This is a genomic window from Streptomyces sp. NPDC020192 (assembly GCF_044388685.1).
Taxonomy (GTDB): domain Bacteria; phylum Actinomycetota; class Actinomycetes; order Streptomycetales; family Streptomycetaceae; genus Streptomyces.
Genome location: NZ_JBIRXG010000016.1, coordinates 1 through 17,165, shown reverse-complemented (window position 1 = coordinate 17,165; position 17,165 = coordinate 1). Strand labels below are relative to the sequence as shown.

General features: G+C 67.2%; 13 protein-coding genes and 2 pseudogenes. 3 read left to right on the top strand and 12 right to left on the bottom strand.

What is annotated here, in order from left to right; genetic code table 11:
- Positions 1-21 precede the first annotated feature (21 nt).
- From ACH47Z_RS28120 to ACH47Z_RS28085, 8 genes and pseudogenes are all read right to left on the bottom strand, one after another.
- The gene (locus ACH47Z_RS28120) at positions 22-873 is read right to left on the bottom strand and encodes a hypothetical protein (protein ID WP_399078421.1); all 852 of its coding nucleotides are present in this window, start codon (positions 871-873) and stop codon (positions 22-24) included.
- A 59-nt stretch (positions 874-932) separates the two neighbouring features.
- On the bottom strand, positions 933-2,375 hold the full coding sequence (locus ACH47Z_RS28115; protein ID WP_399078419.1) for a DNA phosphorothioation-associated putative methyltransferase: 1,443 nt from the start codon (positions 2,373-2,375) through the stop codon (positions 933-935).
- A gap of 587 nt (positions 2,376-2,962) precedes the next feature.
- Positions 2,963-5,545, bottom strand: a complete 2,583-nt coding sequence (locus ACH47Z_RS28110; protein ID WP_399078417.1) for an ATP-binding protein — start codon at positions 5,543-5,545, stop codon at positions 2,963-2,965.
- Positions 5,546-5,911: 366 nt separating this feature from the next.
- Complete coding sequence (locus ACH47Z_RS28105) at positions 5,912-6,097, bottom strand: hypothetical protein (RefSeq protein WP_399078415.1); 186 nt, start codon at positions 6,095-6,097, stop codon at positions 5,912-5,914.
- Between the two features lie 482 nt (positions 6,098-6,579).
- Positions 6,580-7,110, bottom strand: a pseudogene (locus tag ACH47Z_RS28100) (DUF5655 domain-containing protein); the annotation flags it as partial.
- A 92-nt stretch (positions 7,111-7,202) separates the two neighbouring features.
- Positions 7,203-7,389 (bottom strand): annotated as a pseudogene (locus ACH47Z_RS28095) (DUF933 domain-containing protein); the annotation flags it as partial.
- Between the two features lie 460 nt (positions 7,390-7,849).
- Positions 7,850-9,181: a class I SAM-dependent RNA methyltransferase gene (locus tag ACH47Z_RS28090; RefSeq protein ID WP_399078413.1), complete on the bottom strand. Its 1,332-nt coding sequence runs from the start codon at positions 9,179-9,181 to the stop codon at positions 7,850-7,852.
- A 100-nt stretch (positions 9,182-9,281) separates the two neighbouring features.
- Complete coding sequence (locus ACH47Z_RS28085; RefSeq protein WP_399078411.1) at positions 9,282-11,351, bottom strand: APC family permease; 2,070 nt, start codon at positions 11,349-11,351, stop codon at positions 9,282-9,284.
- Between the two features lie 172 nt (positions 11,352-11,523).
- Here ACH47Z_RS28085 and ACH47Z_RS28080 point away from each other — a divergent pair, with 172 nt between their 5' ends.
- The 3 genes from ACH47Z_RS28080 (at position 11,524) to ACH47Z_RS28070 (ending at position 13,199) form a co-directional block, all read left to right on the top strand.
- On the top strand, positions 11,524-11,652 hold the full coding sequence (locus tag ACH47Z_RS28080; protein WP_399078408.1) for a hypothetical protein: 129 nt from the start codon (positions 11,524-11,526) through the stop codon (positions 11,650-11,652).
- A gap of 204 nt (positions 11,653-11,856) precedes the next feature.
- Positions 11,857-12,528 carry a TrkA family potassium uptake protein gene (locus ACH47Z_RS28075; RefSeq protein WP_225102029.1) on the top strand — a complete coding sequence of 224 codons (672 nt, stop codon included), beginning with the start codon at positions 11,857-11,859 and terminating at the stop codon, positions 12,526-12,528.
- Entirely contained in the window at positions 12,528-13,199 is a 672-nt protein-coding gene (locus tag ACH47Z_RS28070) for a potassium channel family protein (protein ID WP_399078406.1), read from the top strand. The genes ACH47Z_RS28075 and ACH47Z_RS28070 overlap by 1 nt, the downstream gene beginning before the upstream one ends.
- 60 nt (positions 13,200-13,259) lie before the next feature.
- Here ACH47Z_RS28070 and ACH47Z_RS28065 read toward each other — a convergent pair whose 3' ends face one another.
- The 4 genes from ACH47Z_RS28065 to ACH47Z_RS28050 all read right to left on the bottom strand — a co-directional run.
- The gene (locus ACH47Z_RS28065; RefSeq protein WP_399078404.1) at positions 13,260-14,009 is read right to left on the bottom strand and encodes a DUF3159 domain-containing protein; all 750 of its coding nucleotides are present in this window, start codon (positions 14,007-14,009) and stop codon (positions 13,260-13,262) included.
- A gap of 3 nt (positions 14,010-14,012) precedes the next feature.
- Positions 14,013-14,411, bottom strand: coding sequence for an OB-fold nucleic acid binding domain-containing protein (locus ACH47Z_RS28060; protein ID WP_399078402.1), 399 nt, complete (start codon positions 14,409-14,411; stop codon positions 14,013-14,015).
- 43 nt (positions 14,412-14,454) lie between these two features.
- Complete coding sequence (locus ACH47Z_RS28055) at positions 14,455-15,141, bottom strand: response regulator (RefSeq protein ID WP_399078400.1); 687 nt, start codon at positions 15,139-15,141, stop codon at positions 14,455-14,457.
- The coding region (locus tag ACH47Z_RS28050; protein WP_399078398.1) for an ATP-binding protein at positions 15,138-17,165 on the bottom strand (2,028 nt) is incomplete at its 5' end. The genes ACH47Z_RS28050 and ACH47Z_RS28055, both read right to left, overlap by 4 nt.

The window sequence follows — 17,165 nt, the reverse complement described above, 5'->3', positions numbered from 1 at the left end:
CGGGCACTGCAGGTGGCGGAATCAGAGCTCGGGCGGTTCGCCGGGGTGAAGGTGGAGAACGGCGAGGTACTCGCCGTAGGGCATCTCTTCATCCACCCAGCGGCTGCCGCCTGAGGCGTCGGGAATCCACATACCGTCGAGAAGGTACTTGTCGTCGAAGACAGCGACGCGGTCCTCCTTCACCGCTGCCGCCATCAGCAGCTGCATCCCCAGCAGCATTACCGTGGAGGCTTCCTTGACCGCGCAGACCTCGGCGTGCCCCGTGGGAAAGACGTTCCCGTCCGCGTCGCTGCCCGGCTCGGGGATAGGCGCACGGCCCCGGACGGCGATCTCGTGCAGGGCAATCGCCTGAGTCACCGCTGCCGCCACCGACGTGCCGGCGCCGGATACACCGACCGGCGCATGCGTCCGCAGATGGTCGGCGACCGCGTGAGCATGCACCGGCCATGCACCGACGTGGTGGTGCAGCTGCTGCTCAGCGGCCTCGACGGCCAGCCCAGGCTCTACGGTGTCCGAGTACAGCAGCCGGACGAATCCTTCGAGTGCCGCGCGCAGGTAGCCGAGACGGACCTGGTGCTGCTGCCACTCCTCCATCATTTCGGTCCACACGGCGTCGAAGTCGAGGCCCGCCGAGCACATGCCGCCGTCGTCGTACGACATGTCGAACGTCACCGTGCGCAGGCCCTGGGCAAGGCGCAGCCACTTGTAGGCCGTGTCCCAGCTGTTCTGCGCCCCGGGGACTCCGGTGACGGTGGAGGCATGCTCCACCCAGTCGGCGAGTTCACGGACGTGGTCCTCTGGCTCGGACAGCGCGAGCGTTGACAGCGTGCGGTATGAGGGCAGGCAGGAGCCCTCCATCCGGGTAGTGGTCATGAGTGGAGCGTGGCACACGGCACTGACAATCGCCCCGGTGCCGAGAGCCGGTGCGACGCTCAGGTGCTGGTGGTGCGCCGTACGAGCCGGTGGCCTCGCAACTCGCGCCCGCATCGTACGAGTTCGCGTTCCCAGCCCTCTTCCGTGCCGATCCGGTGTGGACTCTCGTAGAGGCCGGCGCGCACCTCGGCGTCCGTGAGCCTCCGGTACTTGGGTGCGTCGGGATCGTCCTCGGCAAGGAACTCGTGCTTACGGTGTAGCAGGGGACGGTTAGTGGAGTCCGCGTACGAGGTGAAGGAGGACTTGAGGGTCTTCAGGTCGACGGCGTACGAGGCCGCGATACGCGGGTGGGGATCCGTGTCGAACTCGGGGTAGTCGAGCCAGCTGACACCGCGGCCCTGGTGGCGGAGCTTGACGACGGACCACTCGCCAGGGCGGCCGGCAGCGATGCTCGCGCACTGCTCGTACAGGCGTAGCACGGCCGGGATCCGGTGGAGTGCCCGGCGGTGCACGTACAGGGCGGTCGCGGTGAATTTGCCGGCGATCGATCCGTTCATCGCGCGACGGACGTAAGCGTCGTCGCGCAGCTTGAACAGCAGCCGATCGGCTCGCTGGCATGCCTCGGCGTATGAGGGAAAGAAAGCACGGATGTCCAGTTGAACCGGCAGTGGCAGACTGCTCACGGGGCCTCGGCCATGGAACAGCTCCAGCGCGAGGAACAACAGTGTGTCGAGGGCTCCGTGTTCGGCGCTCCGCTCCACCTTCGCGGGGTCGGCTTCCTGCTCGGCAAGGCGCTTCAGTTCAGCGGGGCGCAGGTGGCCGAGGAGGCTGATGATCGGCTGTGGCATTTCCTCAAGCTGAGGCATCCGGCCGCGCTGTTCGAGGTGGGCGACGACCGAGGTGATCGCCGAGGCGGTGTCCTCAGAGGCCAGCCATCCCCCGTTAGGGGCGACCTGACGGGCGAGGTAGCTGAGACGGGCCGCATCGTCCTTGAAGGCATAGACGATGCCCGGCGCCGCCGACACGCAGCGGACTCCGGTTGCTTCCTCGACGTAGTCGCGCAGCTCGCCGGCGGCGTAGAGGTGCTGGAAGGTGCGGCGCTGAGTGAGGATGCCGTCGCCGTACTCCGTGCCTTTGATCTGGTTGCGCTCCCACCTCAACCGGGCGGACACCACGAGCACGGCCTTGGTGAGTTCCCAGGCACGCAGGAGCGTCTCTCGTCGTTCGGCGGGGTTCTCAATGACGTTCAGGACATAGGTAAGAAGGACCACCTCGGCAGGCTCACGTCGCCCATCCGGGAAATGCACCGGGTCCCATCCTGTGGCATCAATACCGAGGTGCTGCAGTGCCCGTACATCGCCGCCACGTCCGCACCCGTAGTCCAGCACTATCGTGTTCGGTTCCACCTGGAGATCGCCGACTGCACGGCGGGCCGGTAGCGAGAGGCCGACACGCCCAATGGCGGTCCGATGCCTCTGGCTGCTCCAAAGCTGCTGTGTCATCGGCGTCCCCTGATTCCACGAACAGGCCAGCATGCGACAGCACCGAACCTTACGTGACCACCGCGCCGGTAACCCGGCCAACCGCAGGTCCCAGTTGGCTACGGACGACAGAGCGCCATGGATCAACGTCTTGGAGGCAGCGGATCCTCGCCTGTTGGGATCACGCTTCGCGGCAGCCTGACGGCCATCCAGGCGCCCCCGTTGCTCACGGCGTGGACATGACCTTGGTTAGAGGGTGGGCCGCTCAACGGCGGCGAGATCACCGTGGCCGTTTACGACCACGGATGGCATCCCCGCAAGCGATCGCTGGAGTTCAATACGTGTGGCGCGTACTCGGAGCCGCTCCGCATGAGGAAGGCTGACTGGCATTACGGCTCGGGACAAGCGACCGCCGTGGGAAGCCACCCTCACGCTGGCCACGATGTCCTCTCCGTCACCCGGGCCTCCCCCGTGCGACCGTCTGCCAGCAGGGCGGCGCCCGCGGCTGGCGCCTCCACACGACCACGCCAACGAGTAGGCAAGTGGCACACACATGATCGGGGCAGTAGGCCATCCGCGCCCGGACTATCCGAGGAAGGATCGAACGGTCAGTTCCGGTGGAAAGGACTGCGAGTCCGAGCGTCTTGTAGCCAGCGTCGCGCTGCCCGATACCCGTCCTTCTCGCCGATCTGCTGAAAAATGGTAGCTGCCTCGTCCAGGCATTTGATGACGAGACCAATCTCCCCTGTTTCCTCATAAAAGGTGCCGAGATTCATCAACGTCTCCCCTTCTCGGTATCGGTCACCGCTAGCACGTTGAATATGCAAGGCTTCGTGGTAAAGCTTGAGCGCCTCTGCACGCTCCCCCAGATCTGCATACGCATTCGCAAGATTTTTTAGCGTTTCCCCTTCTCGGATGACATCACAAAGCTCACGGGAAATCTGCAAGGAAAGTCGAAAACTCGATGCAGCTTCTTCATATCTCCTGAGATCGAAAAACGTACATCCGAGAGTATTGAGGGTTTGCCCTTCCCCGGCCCGGTCGCCCAGGCTGACGCAGATCTGCCGATCTCGTTCCAGATACCACAGGGCCGACTCATAATCTCCCACCTCTCGAAGGAGACTAGCGAGATTATGGATGACTATACCTTCGCCACGAAGATCTTTGTTATGCCGATATTCGACTAGAGACCTATTGAAGTACAGCAGGGCTTCGTCAATTCTACCCAACTCCATCAGCGATGTACCGGCCGAGTTGAGGATGGAAGCTTCACTAGGGTGCCCTCCAGCCTCCTCGATGATCCTCAGGGACTCGCGATGACAAGCGAAGGCACTGTCTGGCTGATGTGCAGCGCTATGCAACCCACCGAGGGCGGAAAGAACCTCTGCAGTGACCCCGGGGTTACCAAGTCGACGGGCGGCCTTGAGCGCAAAGTCGAATACCTCACCCCAGTCGGCGTGTGGCCTTTTCTCGAAATATGTACTCAACTTTACAGCTATTCCGACAGATACGGCATCCACCTCTGCCCTATAGGCATAAGGTACAGCCGCTGCAAGGGCGAGGTGCTCGGAATCTAGCCACTGCCAAGCCTCGCCCCTTGAGGCAAAACGCTCGGTCGCCGGGTCTTCTTCCGACCAGCGAATTTGCTGGTCAGCTTCCTCAATTACTTCAAGAAAGTGGAGCAGGACCCGATGAACTGCAGCCGAAGCCTCCGGATTATGGACCGCTTCATCCGATTTCTCCGCAGCATACAGCCTGATGAGGTCGTGCATCGTCCAGCGCTCTGAGTCCTGGTTGAGCAGCAGGTGCGCGGCCAATAGTTTCCGGATCGATCGACGGGCTTCGGGGCGTTTTGATTCCAGCAAGACGCAAGCCGTCTCCAACGAGAAGTCAGGTCCGGGTGCCAGCGCGAGCAGCCGAAAGGCACGGGCTTCCGCTTCCGTGAGCCGACGATAGGATAGCGCGAAAGCTGCTCGCACTGCCAGGGGATTACCTAGAGAGTCAGCCTCATCGTGTTCCAGGGAATCAAGAAGGCTTCGAGCCTCGCTCAGTTCTTCAATTAGACTGACCAGCGGGCGGAAGGGCTCAATCTTCAAGAGGGCGGAAACGATTTGCAGGGCTAGAGGGAGTCCTCCGCAGAGCGAGGCGATCTGGGCTGTTTCCTGTGGACTATCAGTGATTCGGGAATCGTGCGGCCGAGCAATACGCAGCGACTGGTTAATCAGCTCAATAGATTCGGGTTCAGCAAGCTGGTCCAGCTCCAATTGCCGACCAGCTATGGACGCGAGAAGGCGCCGAGTGGTAATCAGCACTCGATGCGACGCGGAAGAGGGGATGAGAGCAGCGATCTGGCTGGTTGCGTAGACATTGTCGAGGATCACAAGAAGTGGGAGCCCTTGTCGACTCCGCGAGTCCGTGAGAGATCGCCACATATCGAGCACTGATGCGTCGGAGTGAGGAATGTCGTCTTCCGGTACGCCAGCCAGTCGCAGCAGCTGCGCAGCCGCACTCTCTGGAGTCAAGTCGCTATCGTTACTGCTATACCCGCGCATATCCAGGAAGAGAATCCCTCCGGAGAACCACTCAAGCGCTAGTGCCTTATAGGCCGCTTCAATCGCAAGTGAGGTCTTTCCCGCCCCGCCCATACCTGAGAGCACCGTAGTCACGCGTTCGGAGTCTTCTGAATTACGGGGATCAAGCTGATCTAGTAGCAGCGTCAAGTAGTTTGTGCGACCGACAAAGCCAACTACGCGTGGTGGCAGGTTATTCGGTGTACGTGGGCTCTTTAGCTGGAGCTGCGGTACGTCGGCGCTCTGCGATGGTCGCCCTCCCCTCCGAGCGGACTTCTCCTCGCGAGCTGAGTGCAGCAGGTGTAGCCAGGCAGCCTCTGAGCGGCGCTGGTGGCCTTTCTTTTCCGCTCGCCCTTGCAGAAAAGAGACGAGTACACGGAAGTAATTCTCCTTGATACCGGGGCTTGGGATATGCCCTGCGTTGAGCCAGGTATTGATGGTGGAGTCCGAAATCTTGATCGGAGGACGTTGCTGCATGCCCAGTCGGACGAGTTGACTCAGCGTTGGTTCGCCTGCCGCTCCATACAGGATCTTTAGCTCAGTAGTGAACCGCTCGACAGCGCCGCTCAACATGCCCTCCTCGATCTCTTCCAGTCTTGGGCTCCACTGGAAGACACCCAACCGGTGCCCTGAGCAGGGTACTTGCCTGTCGCAGGAGGGGAGAGGGCTCGCTGGAAACCTCCTGGAAGGTGGACACATGGCTCCATGCACGCCGGGCGAAGCAGCCGGCGCCGGGATCCTAGGAGAGCCAAGTGGGTCATCGCGGTCAGAGCCGACGTAATCGGCAGGAACAGTCTGTCGGGAAGGAACTGAGCGCTGAGGAGTCGGTGTCGCCCCAACTACGAGACCGGCGGCCTCACTACACAGAGTCGGTACTCCGAGGTATCTGCTCCGGACTTATGCGCTTCGCCCTGGAGGCGGCCTACCGATGGATCTCCCAGTAGCCACGGGGGAGAACGAGGCCAACCGCACGGCAGAGATCGCCGCTCACGCCACACAGAGCCATCCATTGCAAAAGGAGAGGATTGTCCATGTATTGACGGCAATGTCGATAGCGCTGTCCAGCTCGCCGGTGATCAGGCAGACGAGTTCAGCGCACTCCACCGTGCCGCCGAGATCCTCGAACACCTTGCGATGGCGGGCCGCCTCGACAGTGGCATCCTCGGCTTCCACTCCGCCGTCGACGTCACGAGTACGGATACCAACCTGGCTTGGCGTGTTGGATCAGAACCAACTCTTCAACCGTTGCGGACGCTAGCCCATGCACTGCGCTGGCCGATGTCGGTCATGGGGCGGATTCCTTCTGGTCGTGGTGCAGCACGAAATCGAGGCGCAGTACCGCCCCGCGACAGCCGGATCTCCAGCTCGGCAGACCCATCGAGAGGCGGTCCGTGGCCGGGTACGACGCACACGTGCTAAGCGCCCTCCACTGCCCACATCAGTCGGACCGCCTCTTCGATACCCAAAATCGCCCGCCGAACGCACGGTGTGTCAAGGCGCGCAATATAGCGGTGGAGTCCCGGTTAGCGAAACCGGGGCTCCGCCGCACTATTGATGGTCCACCGCCTCTTTCAACCACCCCCTCCGGAAGGACAGCGCACGACCACCACTTACAACCGAATAACTCGCCGTGCCGTCCACTTGGCTGCAGTCGGCTACGCCGCGGCGTAGCCGAGGCGGAACAGGTCTACGGCCCACTCCAAATCCCGGTCCGTACGCAGCTGGACCTCCAGGTCCCCCGTACCGTGGTGTCCAAGCCCTTTGACATCACGGGTGAACCCCGGCACCAGCTCCACCTGTGTGGGATCCGCCTTGAGGTACACCAGCACCTTGGCCTGCTGCGGGGTGCACACGCATGCGAAGTTCCGCAGACGCCGAAGGGCGCGGTACTGCCGGCGCTGCACGGAGATCACGTCGTCGCCCAGGCCACGCAGGACCTCGTCGAGCGCCTCTGCCAGCTCCTCGATCGCGCCCGCGCCCTCGCGCGCATGTGGAGATCCCGCCATGCGGCTTCCGGCCCGAGTGTCCACGGGCTGCCCGGTGACAGAGGCCACGGTCTCCAGGCCGAGGTGTTCTTCACCGTACAGGCGGTAGCGGACCAGGTCGATGCTGCGCCGGTGCTCGCGCACGGCATGGAGGTCGTAGCGGGTGAAGTCGCCAGCCACGCAGATCAGTCGCGCCGCGCTCCGGGACAAAAATCTAGAGGCCCACCCCCGGAGAATCGGCCCCTTCTGACCTGCGCATCTGCCAGATCAGCGACGTGGTGGTACTTCGCCCGCTACACATCGAAGCGGAACTCCGCTACGTCTGCGTCCTGCATGACGTAGCCCTTGCCCTCCATACGGTCTCACCCCTTGCTCGGCCTCGGCGACTGAGCCGGCCTCGACCAGGCTGGCGAAGGAGATGACCTCGGCCTTAATGGAGCCCTTCTGGACGTCGGTGCGGATCACGCCGGCCACCTCGGGCCGTGGCCACAGGAGACGATCAAGTTGCACCCGTAAAGGGTCCGCTTCACACCGTTCCGATGCACGAGCGGGCCACACGACTGCTCCGCAGAACTGCCGACCACCTCCGAGAAGGAGGTCTCTGCTCGAACTCTCCTCGGGCTCACGGCTCGGCCGTGAAACCGCAGGAACCCGCCCAACCAGAGGCACCCCGTACGGTCTGCAGACCGCCAGCCTTGGCGACGTCCGCGACCAACACACAGAGGCACACCGGGCAACTAATCCGCCACCGAGATCAAGGAGGAGAGCCGCCTGCCAACCCGTCCGAGGATGGGTCGGCAGGCGGCTTTTCCGTACCTGATCACTCGTCAGAACGTGCGTCAAACGTGCGTCGAACATGCGCCGCATGCGTCAAACGTGCGTCAAGATATCGCCCGTAACGCCCACACCGCACATAACGCACACCACCTAAAACAGCAGGTCAGGAGCCCTTTCCGGCAGGCTCAAGGATCGCGACACACTCCACGTGATGCGTCATCGGAAAGAGATCGAACGCCCGAAGCGTCCGCACCCGGTACCCGCCCTCCCGGAAGTACGCCAGATCACGAGCCAGCGCAGCGGGGTCGCAGGCGACGTACGCGATGCGGCGGGCGCCCAGGGATGCCAGGTGGGCGACCGTGTTGCGGCCCGCGCCGGCCCGGGGCGGGTCGAGGACGATGAGGTCGACCTCGGTGATGCCCGTGCGCGGGAGGACCGATTCGACCTTGCCCTGTTCGATGCGGACGCGGGGGAAGTCGGCGAGGTTGTGGCGGGCGTCCTCGACGGCTCGTTTGCCGGACTCGATGCCGAGGACCGCGCCGTTCTCGCCGAGGCGGTCGGCCAACGCCCCCGCGAACAACCCCACTCCGCAGTAGAGGTCGAGGGCCGTCTCGCCCTTGCGGGGCAGCAGGCCCTGCATGACCGCCGTCACCAGCGTGTCCGCCGCCTTCGGGTGGACCTGCCAGAAGCCGCCGTTTCCGACACGGTAGGTGCGCCCGTCCGCGCGTTCACGGACGAAGGGGCGGCCGTGGACGCGGTGCACGCCGCCCGACTTCTCGTCCACCCGGAGGACCGAGACCGGCTTGTCCAGTTCCACCAGGGGAAGGCGGGCGCCCGGGCGCGGGGTCAGGATGACCTGGCGGTCCTGGGAACCCGTCGCCGCGATCGCCTCCACCGACTCCATGCCGGTCCAGTCCCGCCGTTCGATGCCCAGCTCGGACACCCCGGCCGCCGCGATCATGCAGTGGTCGATCTCCTCGACCTCGTGCGAGCGGTGGCGGCGCAGGCCCGCCCTGCCGGTCGAGGGGTCCACCGCGTACTGCACGCGTGTGCGCCACTGCGGGACCTCGCCCGCCGGCACCTTGTCGCCCTCCGCCGGCATCACCGTGCCGTCCCAGCCGGCCTCCTCGGGCGTGAGGCCCGCGAGCCGCTTGAGCTGCTCGGCGATCACCTCGCCCTTGAGCCGGCGCTGGGCACCCGGCTTGGCGTGCTGCCAGTCGCAGCCGCCGCAGCGGCCGGGGCCGGCGAAGGGGCAGGGGGCCTCGACGCGGTCCTTGGAGGGCTCCAGGATCCGTACGGCGTCCGCGCGCAGGAAGCGGGCTCCCTCCTCGCCCTCGGTCACCTTGGCCACCACCCGCTCGCCCGGCAGCGCGTGCCGGACGAACAGCACCTGGCCCTCTGCCGTACGGGCGATGCAGTGGCCGCCGTGGGCGACGGGGCCGATCTCGACCTCGTACTCCTCGCCCACCAGAGACTTCGTCGGTTCTGCCTGCATGGTGGGGTGACTCCAGATCGAGAACGGGAAACGGCCGGACAACAGCCCACCAGTCTACGTGGCTGCTGCCCGGCCGCTCACCACAGGCCGAACCCCGGGATCAGTCCTTCGCCGCCGAAGGCTCCTTGCTCGCCGACGGCTCCTTGGCCCGCTCCGCCGCAGGCCCCCGCCGCACCGCGCCGGGCGCGTGCCACTCCTGCCGCTTGCGGGCGCGCAGCTTGGCCGCCTCGGAGGACGCCAGCTGGTAGGGGACGGAGGTGACCATCACGCCGGGCGTGAAGAGCAGACGGCCCTTCAGACGCAGGGCGCTCTGGTTGTGCAGCAGATGCTCGTACCAGTGGCCGACCACGTACTCGGGGATGATCACCGACACCGCGTCGCGCGGCGACTCCGCGCGCAGGCTCTTCACGTACTCGATCACCGGACGGGTCACCTCGCGGTACGGCGAGTCCAGGACCTTCAGCGGTACGTCGATGCCGCGCCGTTCCCACTCCTCGCGCAGCGCCCTGGTCTCCGCCGCGTCGACGTTGACCGTGAGCGCCTCCAGGGTGTCCGAGCGCATCAGCTCGGCATAGGCCAGGGCGCGCAGCGTCGGGCGGTGGATCTTCGAGATCAGCACCACCGAGTGGACACGGGAGGGGCGCACACTGTCGTCGGCCGGGCCCTCCGGGGCGGCGATCTCCTCGGCCACGCGGTCGTAGTGCTTCCGGATCGCGGTCATCGTCGCGTAGAACATGCACATGCCCATCAGGGCGACCCAGGCTCCGTGCGTGAACTTGGTGACCAGGACAACGACGAGCACCAGGCCGGTGAAGAAGGCGCCGAACGCGTTGATCGCGCGCGAGCGCATCATGTGGCGGCGCTTGGCCTGGTCCTTCTCGACCGCAAGGTGGCGGTTCCAGTGCCGGACCATGCCGGTCTGGCTGAGCGTGAAGGACACGAACACGCCGACGATGTACAGCTGGATCAGCCGCGTGGAGTCCGCGCCGTAGATGATCGTCAGCAGGGCCGCCGCGCCCGCGAGCAGCACGATGCCGTTGGAGAAGGCGAGGCGGTCGCCGCGGGTGTGCAGCTGGCGCGGGAGGTAGCGGTCCTGGGCGAGGATCGAGCCGAGCAGCGGGAAGCCGTTGTACGCCGTGTTCGCCGCCAGGAAGAGCACCAGGGCCGTGGCCGCCGCGAGGACGACGAACAGGAAGCTGCCCTTGCCGAAGACCGCCTCGGCGACCTGGGAGATCACCGGGTTCTGGACGTAGCCGGAGCCGAGGCCGACGCCGTTGTGGAGCAGGTCGGTCGCCGGGTTCTCGGCCATGTGGACCTTGGTCGTCATGGCGAGGGCGATGATGCCGCAGAACATCGTGACGGCCAGCAGGCCCATCATCGCGAGCGTGGTCGCCGCGTTCTTCGACTTCGGCTTGCGGAAGGCCGGGACGCCGTTGGAGATGGCCTCCACGCCGGTCAGCGCGGCACAGCCGGAGGAGAAGGCGCGCAGGAGCAGGAAGACGAGCGCGAAGCCCGCCAGGCCCTGATGCTCGGCCTTGATGTGGTAGTCGGCCGTCGGCGCGCGCATGGCGTCGCCGAGGACCAGACCCCGGAAGGCACCCCACGCGATCATGACGAAGACGCCGCCGACGAAGACGTACGTCGGTATGGCGAAGAGCTTGCCCGACTCCTTCACGCCACGCAGGTTCATCAGCGTCAGCAGCACGATCACGGCGATCGCGCACAGCACCTTGTGCTGGACCACGAACGGGACCGCGGAGCCGAGGTTCTCGATGCCGGAGGCGATGGAGACGGCGACGGTCAGGACGTAGTCGACGAGCAGGGCGCTGGCGACGGTCAGGCCGGCCTTGGGACCCAGGTTGGTGGTGGCGACCTCGTAGTCGCCGCCGCCGCTCGGGTACGCGTGGACGTTCTGGCGGTAGGAGGCGACCACGGTGAACATCAGCACGATGACCGCGAGGGCGATCCAGGGGCTGAAGTGGTAGGCCGACACGCCCGCGATGGACAGGACCAGCAACACCTCCCCCGGCGCGTAGGCGACGGAGGAGAGCGGGTCGGAGGCGAAGACGGGGAGTGCGATGCGCTTCGGCAGGAGCGTTTCGCCCAGCCGGTCACTGCGCAGTGCGCGCCCGATCAGGATCCGTTTGGGCACGTCGGTCAGTTTGGACACGACAGAGGATCGTAGGCCTTCGAACAGGCAGCCGCCCACCCGGCGTGCGAGATCTGCCTCACGAGTGAAATCACGGGTGCACGGGAGTGCGGATTCCGTGGTCCGCGCGCTCCCCGTGCCTAGATGTCACATCCCGTCTGTCATCGCACTGTCGTCGCACTTCGGAGGTGCCATGCCCGCGACCGCGGAGCTGATCGGGGCGATGGTCGCCCTCCTCGGCCTCGGAATCCTGACCCTGTGCAGCGTGCGCAGCATCACGCGCCGGCGCCCGCGCCCGGTGATCGCCGACGCGGAACACTGACGCGCACGAGTGATCGCCGACCACCGCACGAGCCATCGCCGACCCGCACGCGGGACCATCGGTCTGCGCACCGCGTGATCGCGGACGGTGATCATGGCGGACCTGCGCACGGGGGTGCCCACGCCGTGGCGCCGCTGTGTAGCTTTGGGCGTCGGTCTGAGACCCTGATGCTGAGCAGTAACTTTGGACACCGGAAGGACGGTCGTGCACATCGTCATCATGGGCTGCGGAAGAGTGGGTTCCGCTCTCGCCCAGACCCTGGAGCAACAGGGCCACACGGTCGCCGTGATCGACCAGGACCCCACCGCCTTCCGTCGGCTCGGCCCCGGTTTCGGTGGCCGCCGGGTCACCGGCGTCGGCTTCGACCAGGACACCCTGCGCGAGGCGGGCATCGAGGAGGCCGGCGCCTTCGCCGCCGTCTCCAGCGGTGACAACTCCAACATCATCTCCGCCCGCGTGGCCCGTGAGATGTTCGGCGTGGAGAACGTGGCGGCCCGGATCTACGACCCCCGCCGTGCCGAGGTCTACCAGCGCCTGGGCATCCCCACCGTGGCGACGGTCCGCTGGACCGCCGACCAGATGCTGCGCCGGCTGCTGCCGTCGGGCGCCGAGCCGCTCTGGCGCGACCCCACCGGCGGGGTGCAGCTCGCCGAGGTGCACGCCTCCCCGAAGTGGGTCGGCCACAAGATCAGCAAGCTGCAGGAGGAGACGGGCGTCCGCGTGGCGTTCCTGACCCGCCTGGGCGAGGCGATCCTGCCGACCTCCCAGACGGTGCTGCAGGAGGGCGACCTCGTGCACGTGATGATGCGGACGGACGACGTGGACAAGGTCGAGGCGTCGTTCGCCCAGGGCCCGGAAGAGGAGGGCGGTCACTGATGAGGGTCGCCATTGCCGGAGCCGGCGCGGTCGGCCGCTCGATCGCGGGCGAGCTGCTGGAGAACGGCCACGAGGTCCTGCTCGTCGACAAGGCCCCGACCGCCATCTCGGTGGAGCGGGTGCCGCAGGCGGAGTGGCTGCTGGCCGACGCCTGTGAGATCACGTCCCTGGACGAGGCGGCGCTGCAGCGCTGCAACGTCGTCATCGCCGCGACCGGCGACGACAAGGTCAACCTGGTGGTCTCGCTGCTCGCCAAGACGGAGTACGGCGTCCCGCGCGTCGTCGCCCGTGTCAACAACCCCAAGAACGAGTGGCTGTTCAACGAGGCCTGGGGCGTGGACGTCGCCGTCTCCACCCCGCGCCTGATGTCCGCCCTGGTCGAGGAGGCGGTGAGCGTCGGCGACCTGGTCCGGCTGCTCCGCTTCAGCCACGGCGACGCCAACCTCGTCGAGCTGACCCTGCCCGAGGAGTCGGCCCTGGCCGGCACCCAGGTCGGCGACGTCCAGTGGCCCGAGGACACCTCCCTGGTCACGATCATCCGCGGCACACGCGTGCTGACCCCGTCCAAGGAGGACTCCCTGGAGCCGGGCGACGAACTCCTCTTCGTGGCCGCCCAGGCCCGGGAGGAGCAGCTGGAGGAGCTGCTGTCGGTGCGGCGGGAAGAAGGCTGAGGCCGCGAGGAGGGGCGCCCTTGATGCCAAGGGCGCCCCTCCTCGTCGTACGACGCCTGTCTACGGCTCCCTGCGGTGCCGGCCGGCCGACTCCGCGGCGGCCTTCGCCTCTTCGGCCGCCTTCTCCTCCGCCTCCATCTCCGCGAACACGTCGATCGGCGCGGGCGCCTTCGCGAGGAAGACCCAGGTGAGCCAGACCGCCAGCAGGAACGGCGGGATCTTCAGGGCGACCAGGACCCAGCCGAGCTTGGTGGTGTCGGACCACCAGTAGAGCGGGAAGAGGATCGCGCACTTGGCGAGCAGGATCAGGCCCCAGGCCCAACTCGCCTTCGCGTAGGCCTTCTTGCGGCCGGGGTTACGGGCGCGCCAGGAGAGGTTCTCCTTGAAGACCGGGCCCAGGATCAGGCCGATCAGGGGCACGCCCGCGAGGGTCGTGACGATGTACGCCAGCGCCAGGCCCAGCGTGTAGAGCATGCCGGGGAGGTAGAAGTCCTTGGCGTTGCCGGTGAACATCGCGAAGACGACACCGAAGGCCACCCCGAAGACGCCGCTGAAAGCGTGCTTGACGGTGTCCTTCATGGCCAGCCGGACCACGACCAGCACCAGGGAGACGGCCAGCGCGGCGATCGCCGACAGGTGCAGGTCCTTGTTGACCGTGAAGATCGCGACGAAGAGCAGGCCCGGCACGACCGTCTCGACCATGCCGCGGACCCCGCCGAACGCCTCGAACAGCACGGCCTCGGTCACCGCCCGGGCGTCGTCGGTCCGCGCCTGACCGGCTTCTTCGGTCGGCTTGTCGAGGGACGTCACCGGCTACTCCCGTCCGAGGGGTCGCAGTTCGTACTTGGGGTTGAACAGCACCCGGCGGCCCCGGCTCATCGAGATCCGGCCCGATGCGATCAGCTTGCGTCCCGGTTCTATGCCCACGATGGAACGCCTGCCGAGCCACACCACGTCCAGCGCCGCGGAGCCGTCGAACAGCTCGGCCTCCAGGGCCGGGACTCCGGCGCGCGGACGCAGGGTGACCGTGCGCAAGGTACCAGTTACGGTGACGATCTGCCGGTCCTGGCAGTCGCCGATCCTGGTGCAGCCCGTGTTCTCGGCGTCTTCCCGCAGCTCCGCGGACTCCAGGTCCTCCTGCGACGAGGAAAGCCGGTCGAGCATGCGGCGGAACCGGCCGGCCGGCTTCTCGGAACGGGGAACAGCACTCATACCTGAAGCGTACCGGGGCACACCGACACCGCCGTAGCCCAGCTCACTTCTCGAACCGGTATCCCATTCCCGGCTCCGTGATGAAGTGCTTCGGGTGCGAGGGATCCGTCTCCAGCTTCCTGCGCAGCTGGGCCATGTACACGCGCAGGTAGTTGGTCTCGGTGCCGTACGACGGGCCCCACACCTCCTGGAGCAGCTGCTTCTGACTGACCAGGCGGCCGGTGTTGCGGACCAGGACCTCCAGCAGGTGCCACTCGGTGGGTGTGAGCCGTACGTCCTTGCCCGCGCGGTTGACCTTCTTGGCGGCGAGGTCGACGGTGAAGCCCTCGGTCTCCACGGTCGTCAGGTCGTCGTCGCCGGGTCCGACCGGCTCGGCCCGGCGCACGGAAGCCCGCAGCCGGGCCAGCAGCTCGTCCATGCCGAAGGGCTTGGTGACGTAGTCGTCGGCGCCCGCGTCCAGCGCCTCGACCTTCTCGTCGGAGGAGTGCCGGGCGGACAGCACCAGGATCGGCACGCGGGTCCAGCCGCGCAGGCCCTTGATCACCTCGACGCCGTCCATGTCGGGCAGGCCCAGGTCGAGCACGACGACGTCGGGGTGGCGGGAGGCGGCGAGTTCGAGGGCGGTACGGCCGTCGGCGGCCGCGTCGACCTCGTACTTGCGTGCCTTGAGGTTGATCACGAGGGCGCGCACGATCTGCGGCTCGTCGTCGACCACGAGCACCCGGGTCATAGGGTCTGCCTTTCTGGTTCTGCGAGGTCCCCGCCCAGGTCGGGCGATTCGGGACGCGATCCTGCCGCACGGAGGCTGAGGACCATGGTGAGTCCGCCGCCCGGCGTGTCCTCGGCGTTGAGGGTGCCGCCCATGGCCTCCGCGAAGCCCCGGGCGACGGCGAGACCGAGGCCGACCCCGGCGCCGCGCGGGGCGTCACCGTAGCGCTGGAACGGTTCGAATATCCGGTCCTTCGCCTCGTCCGGCACGCCCGGCCCGCGGTCCACCACGCGCACCTCGACCCGGTCGGCTATGGCACTCGCGGAGACCAGCACCCGCTGCCCGCGCGGGCTGTACTTGACGGCGTTCTCCACCAGGTTGGCCACGGACCGCTCCAGCAGCCCGGGGTCGACCCCGACCATGGGCAGGGTCTCGGGCACGTCCAGCTCGACGCTGTCCTCGGGTACGCCTCCGAGGGCCATCGGGACGACCTCGTCCACGTCGATCTCCCGGATGAGCGGGGTGACCGTGCCGGTCTGCAGGCGGGACATGTCCAGCAGGTTCCCGACCAGGTGGTCGAGGCGGTCGGCGCCCTCCTCGATGCCCTCCAGCAGCTCCGCCCGGTCCTCCTCGGACCAGGCCACGTCGTCGGAGCGCAGCGAGGACACGGCGGCCTTGATGCCGGCCAGCGGGGTGCGCAGATCGTGGCTGACGGCGGCCAGCAGGGCGGTGCGGATGCGGTTGCCCTCGGCGAGCGCGCGGGCCTGATCGGCCTCCTCCCGCAGGCGCCGGCGGTCCAGGGCCACGGCGGCCTGCGCGGCGAAGGCGGCGAGCACCCGGCGGTCCTCGGCGGGCAACACCCTGCCGGTCAGCGCGAGCGCCATGTGGTCGCCGACCGGCATGTCGACGTCGGCGTCCTCGGGCCGCTCCAGCGGGCGCCCGAACCCGGCGCGCCCCGCGCAGGTCCACGGATCGACGTCGCTCGCCCGCTCCAGCAGCGCGGCCGACTCCATCCCGAAGGTCTCCCGGACCCGCTCCAGCAGCTCCTCCAGGCTGGTCTCGCCGCGCAGCACGTTCCCGGCGAGGAAGGAGAGGATCTCCGACTCGGCGCGCAGCCGGGCCGCCTGGTGGGTGCGCCGGGCGGCGAGGTCCACGACGGAGGCCACCGACACCGCGACGCACAGGAAGATCACTATGGCGACGATGTTCTTCGGGTCGGCGATGGTCCACCTGTGCAGCGGCGGTGTGTAGTAGTAGTTCAGCAGCAGCGAGCCGAAGGCCACCGAGGTCAGCGCGGGCAGCAGGCCGCCGAGCAGGGCCGCCGCGACCGTGACGCCCAGGAACAGCAGCATGTCGTTGGCGAGGCCGACGTCGACGGCGTTGAGCACCAGTGCGAGCACGGCGGGACCGCCGAGCCCGGCCAGCCAGCCCCAGATGATCCGGGCCCGCCCGAGCCGGGCGCCCCGGGCCACGGGCAGACCGCGGCCCTTGGCGACCTCGTCGTGGGTGACGATGTGAACGTCGAGGTCGGGGCCGGAGTCCCGGGCGACGGTGGCGCCGACGCCGGGCCCGAACACGTACTGCCAGGCCTTGCGGCGCGAGGAGCCGAGCACGATCTGGGTGGCGTTGACGCCGCGCGCGAAGTCCAGCAGGGCGGCCGGTATGTCGTCGCCGACCACGTGGTGGAAGGTGCCGCCGAGGTCCTCCACGAGGGTGCGCTGGAGGGCCAGCTCCTTCGGGGAGGCCGCGGTCAGCCCGTCGCTGCGGGCTATGTACACGGCGAGCACCTCGCCGCCGGCACCCTTCTCGGCGAGCCGGGCGGCGCGCCGGATCAGCGTGCGCCCCTCGGGACCGCCGGTCAGCCCGACCACGATCCGCTCACGGGAGCCCCAGATCCTGGAGACCCGGTGCTCGCTGCGGTAGGCGTTCAGGTACGCGTCGACCCGGTCGGCCACCCACAGCAGCGCCAGCTCGCGCAGGGCGGTGAGGTTGCCGGGCCGGAAGTAGTTGGACAGGGCCGCGTCGACCTTGTCCGGCTGGTAGAT

Coding starts and splice junctions, on each gene's coding strand:
- ACH47Z_RS28120 (WP_399078421.1), bottom strand. CDS start 873: ATGACCACTACCCGGATGGAGGGCTCCTGCCTGCCCTCATACCGCACG.
- ACH47Z_RS28115 (WP_399078419.1), bottom strand. CDS start 2,375: ATGACACAGCAGCTTTGGAGCAGCCAGAGGCATCGGACCGCCATTGGG.
- ACH47Z_RS28090 (WP_399078413.1), bottom strand. CDS start 9,181: ATGCAGGCAGAACCGACGAAGTCTCTGGTGGGCGAGGAGTACGAGGTC.
- ACH47Z_RS28080 (WP_399078408.1), top strand. CDS start 11,524: ATGCCCGCGACCGCGGAGCTGATCGGGGCGATGGTCGCCCTCCTCGGC.
- ACH47Z_RS28070 (WP_399078406.1), top strand. CDS start 12,528: ATGAGGGTCGCCATTGCCGGAGCCGGCGCGGTCGGCCGCTCGATCGCG.
- ACH47Z_RS28060 (WP_399078402.1), bottom strand. CDS start 14,411: ATGAGTGCTGTTCCCCGTTCCGAGAAGCCGGCCGGCCGGTTCCGCCGC.
- ACH47Z_RS28055 (WP_399078400.1), bottom strand. CDS start 15,141: ATGACCCGGGTGCTCGTGGTCGACGACGAGCCGCAGATCGTGCGCGCC.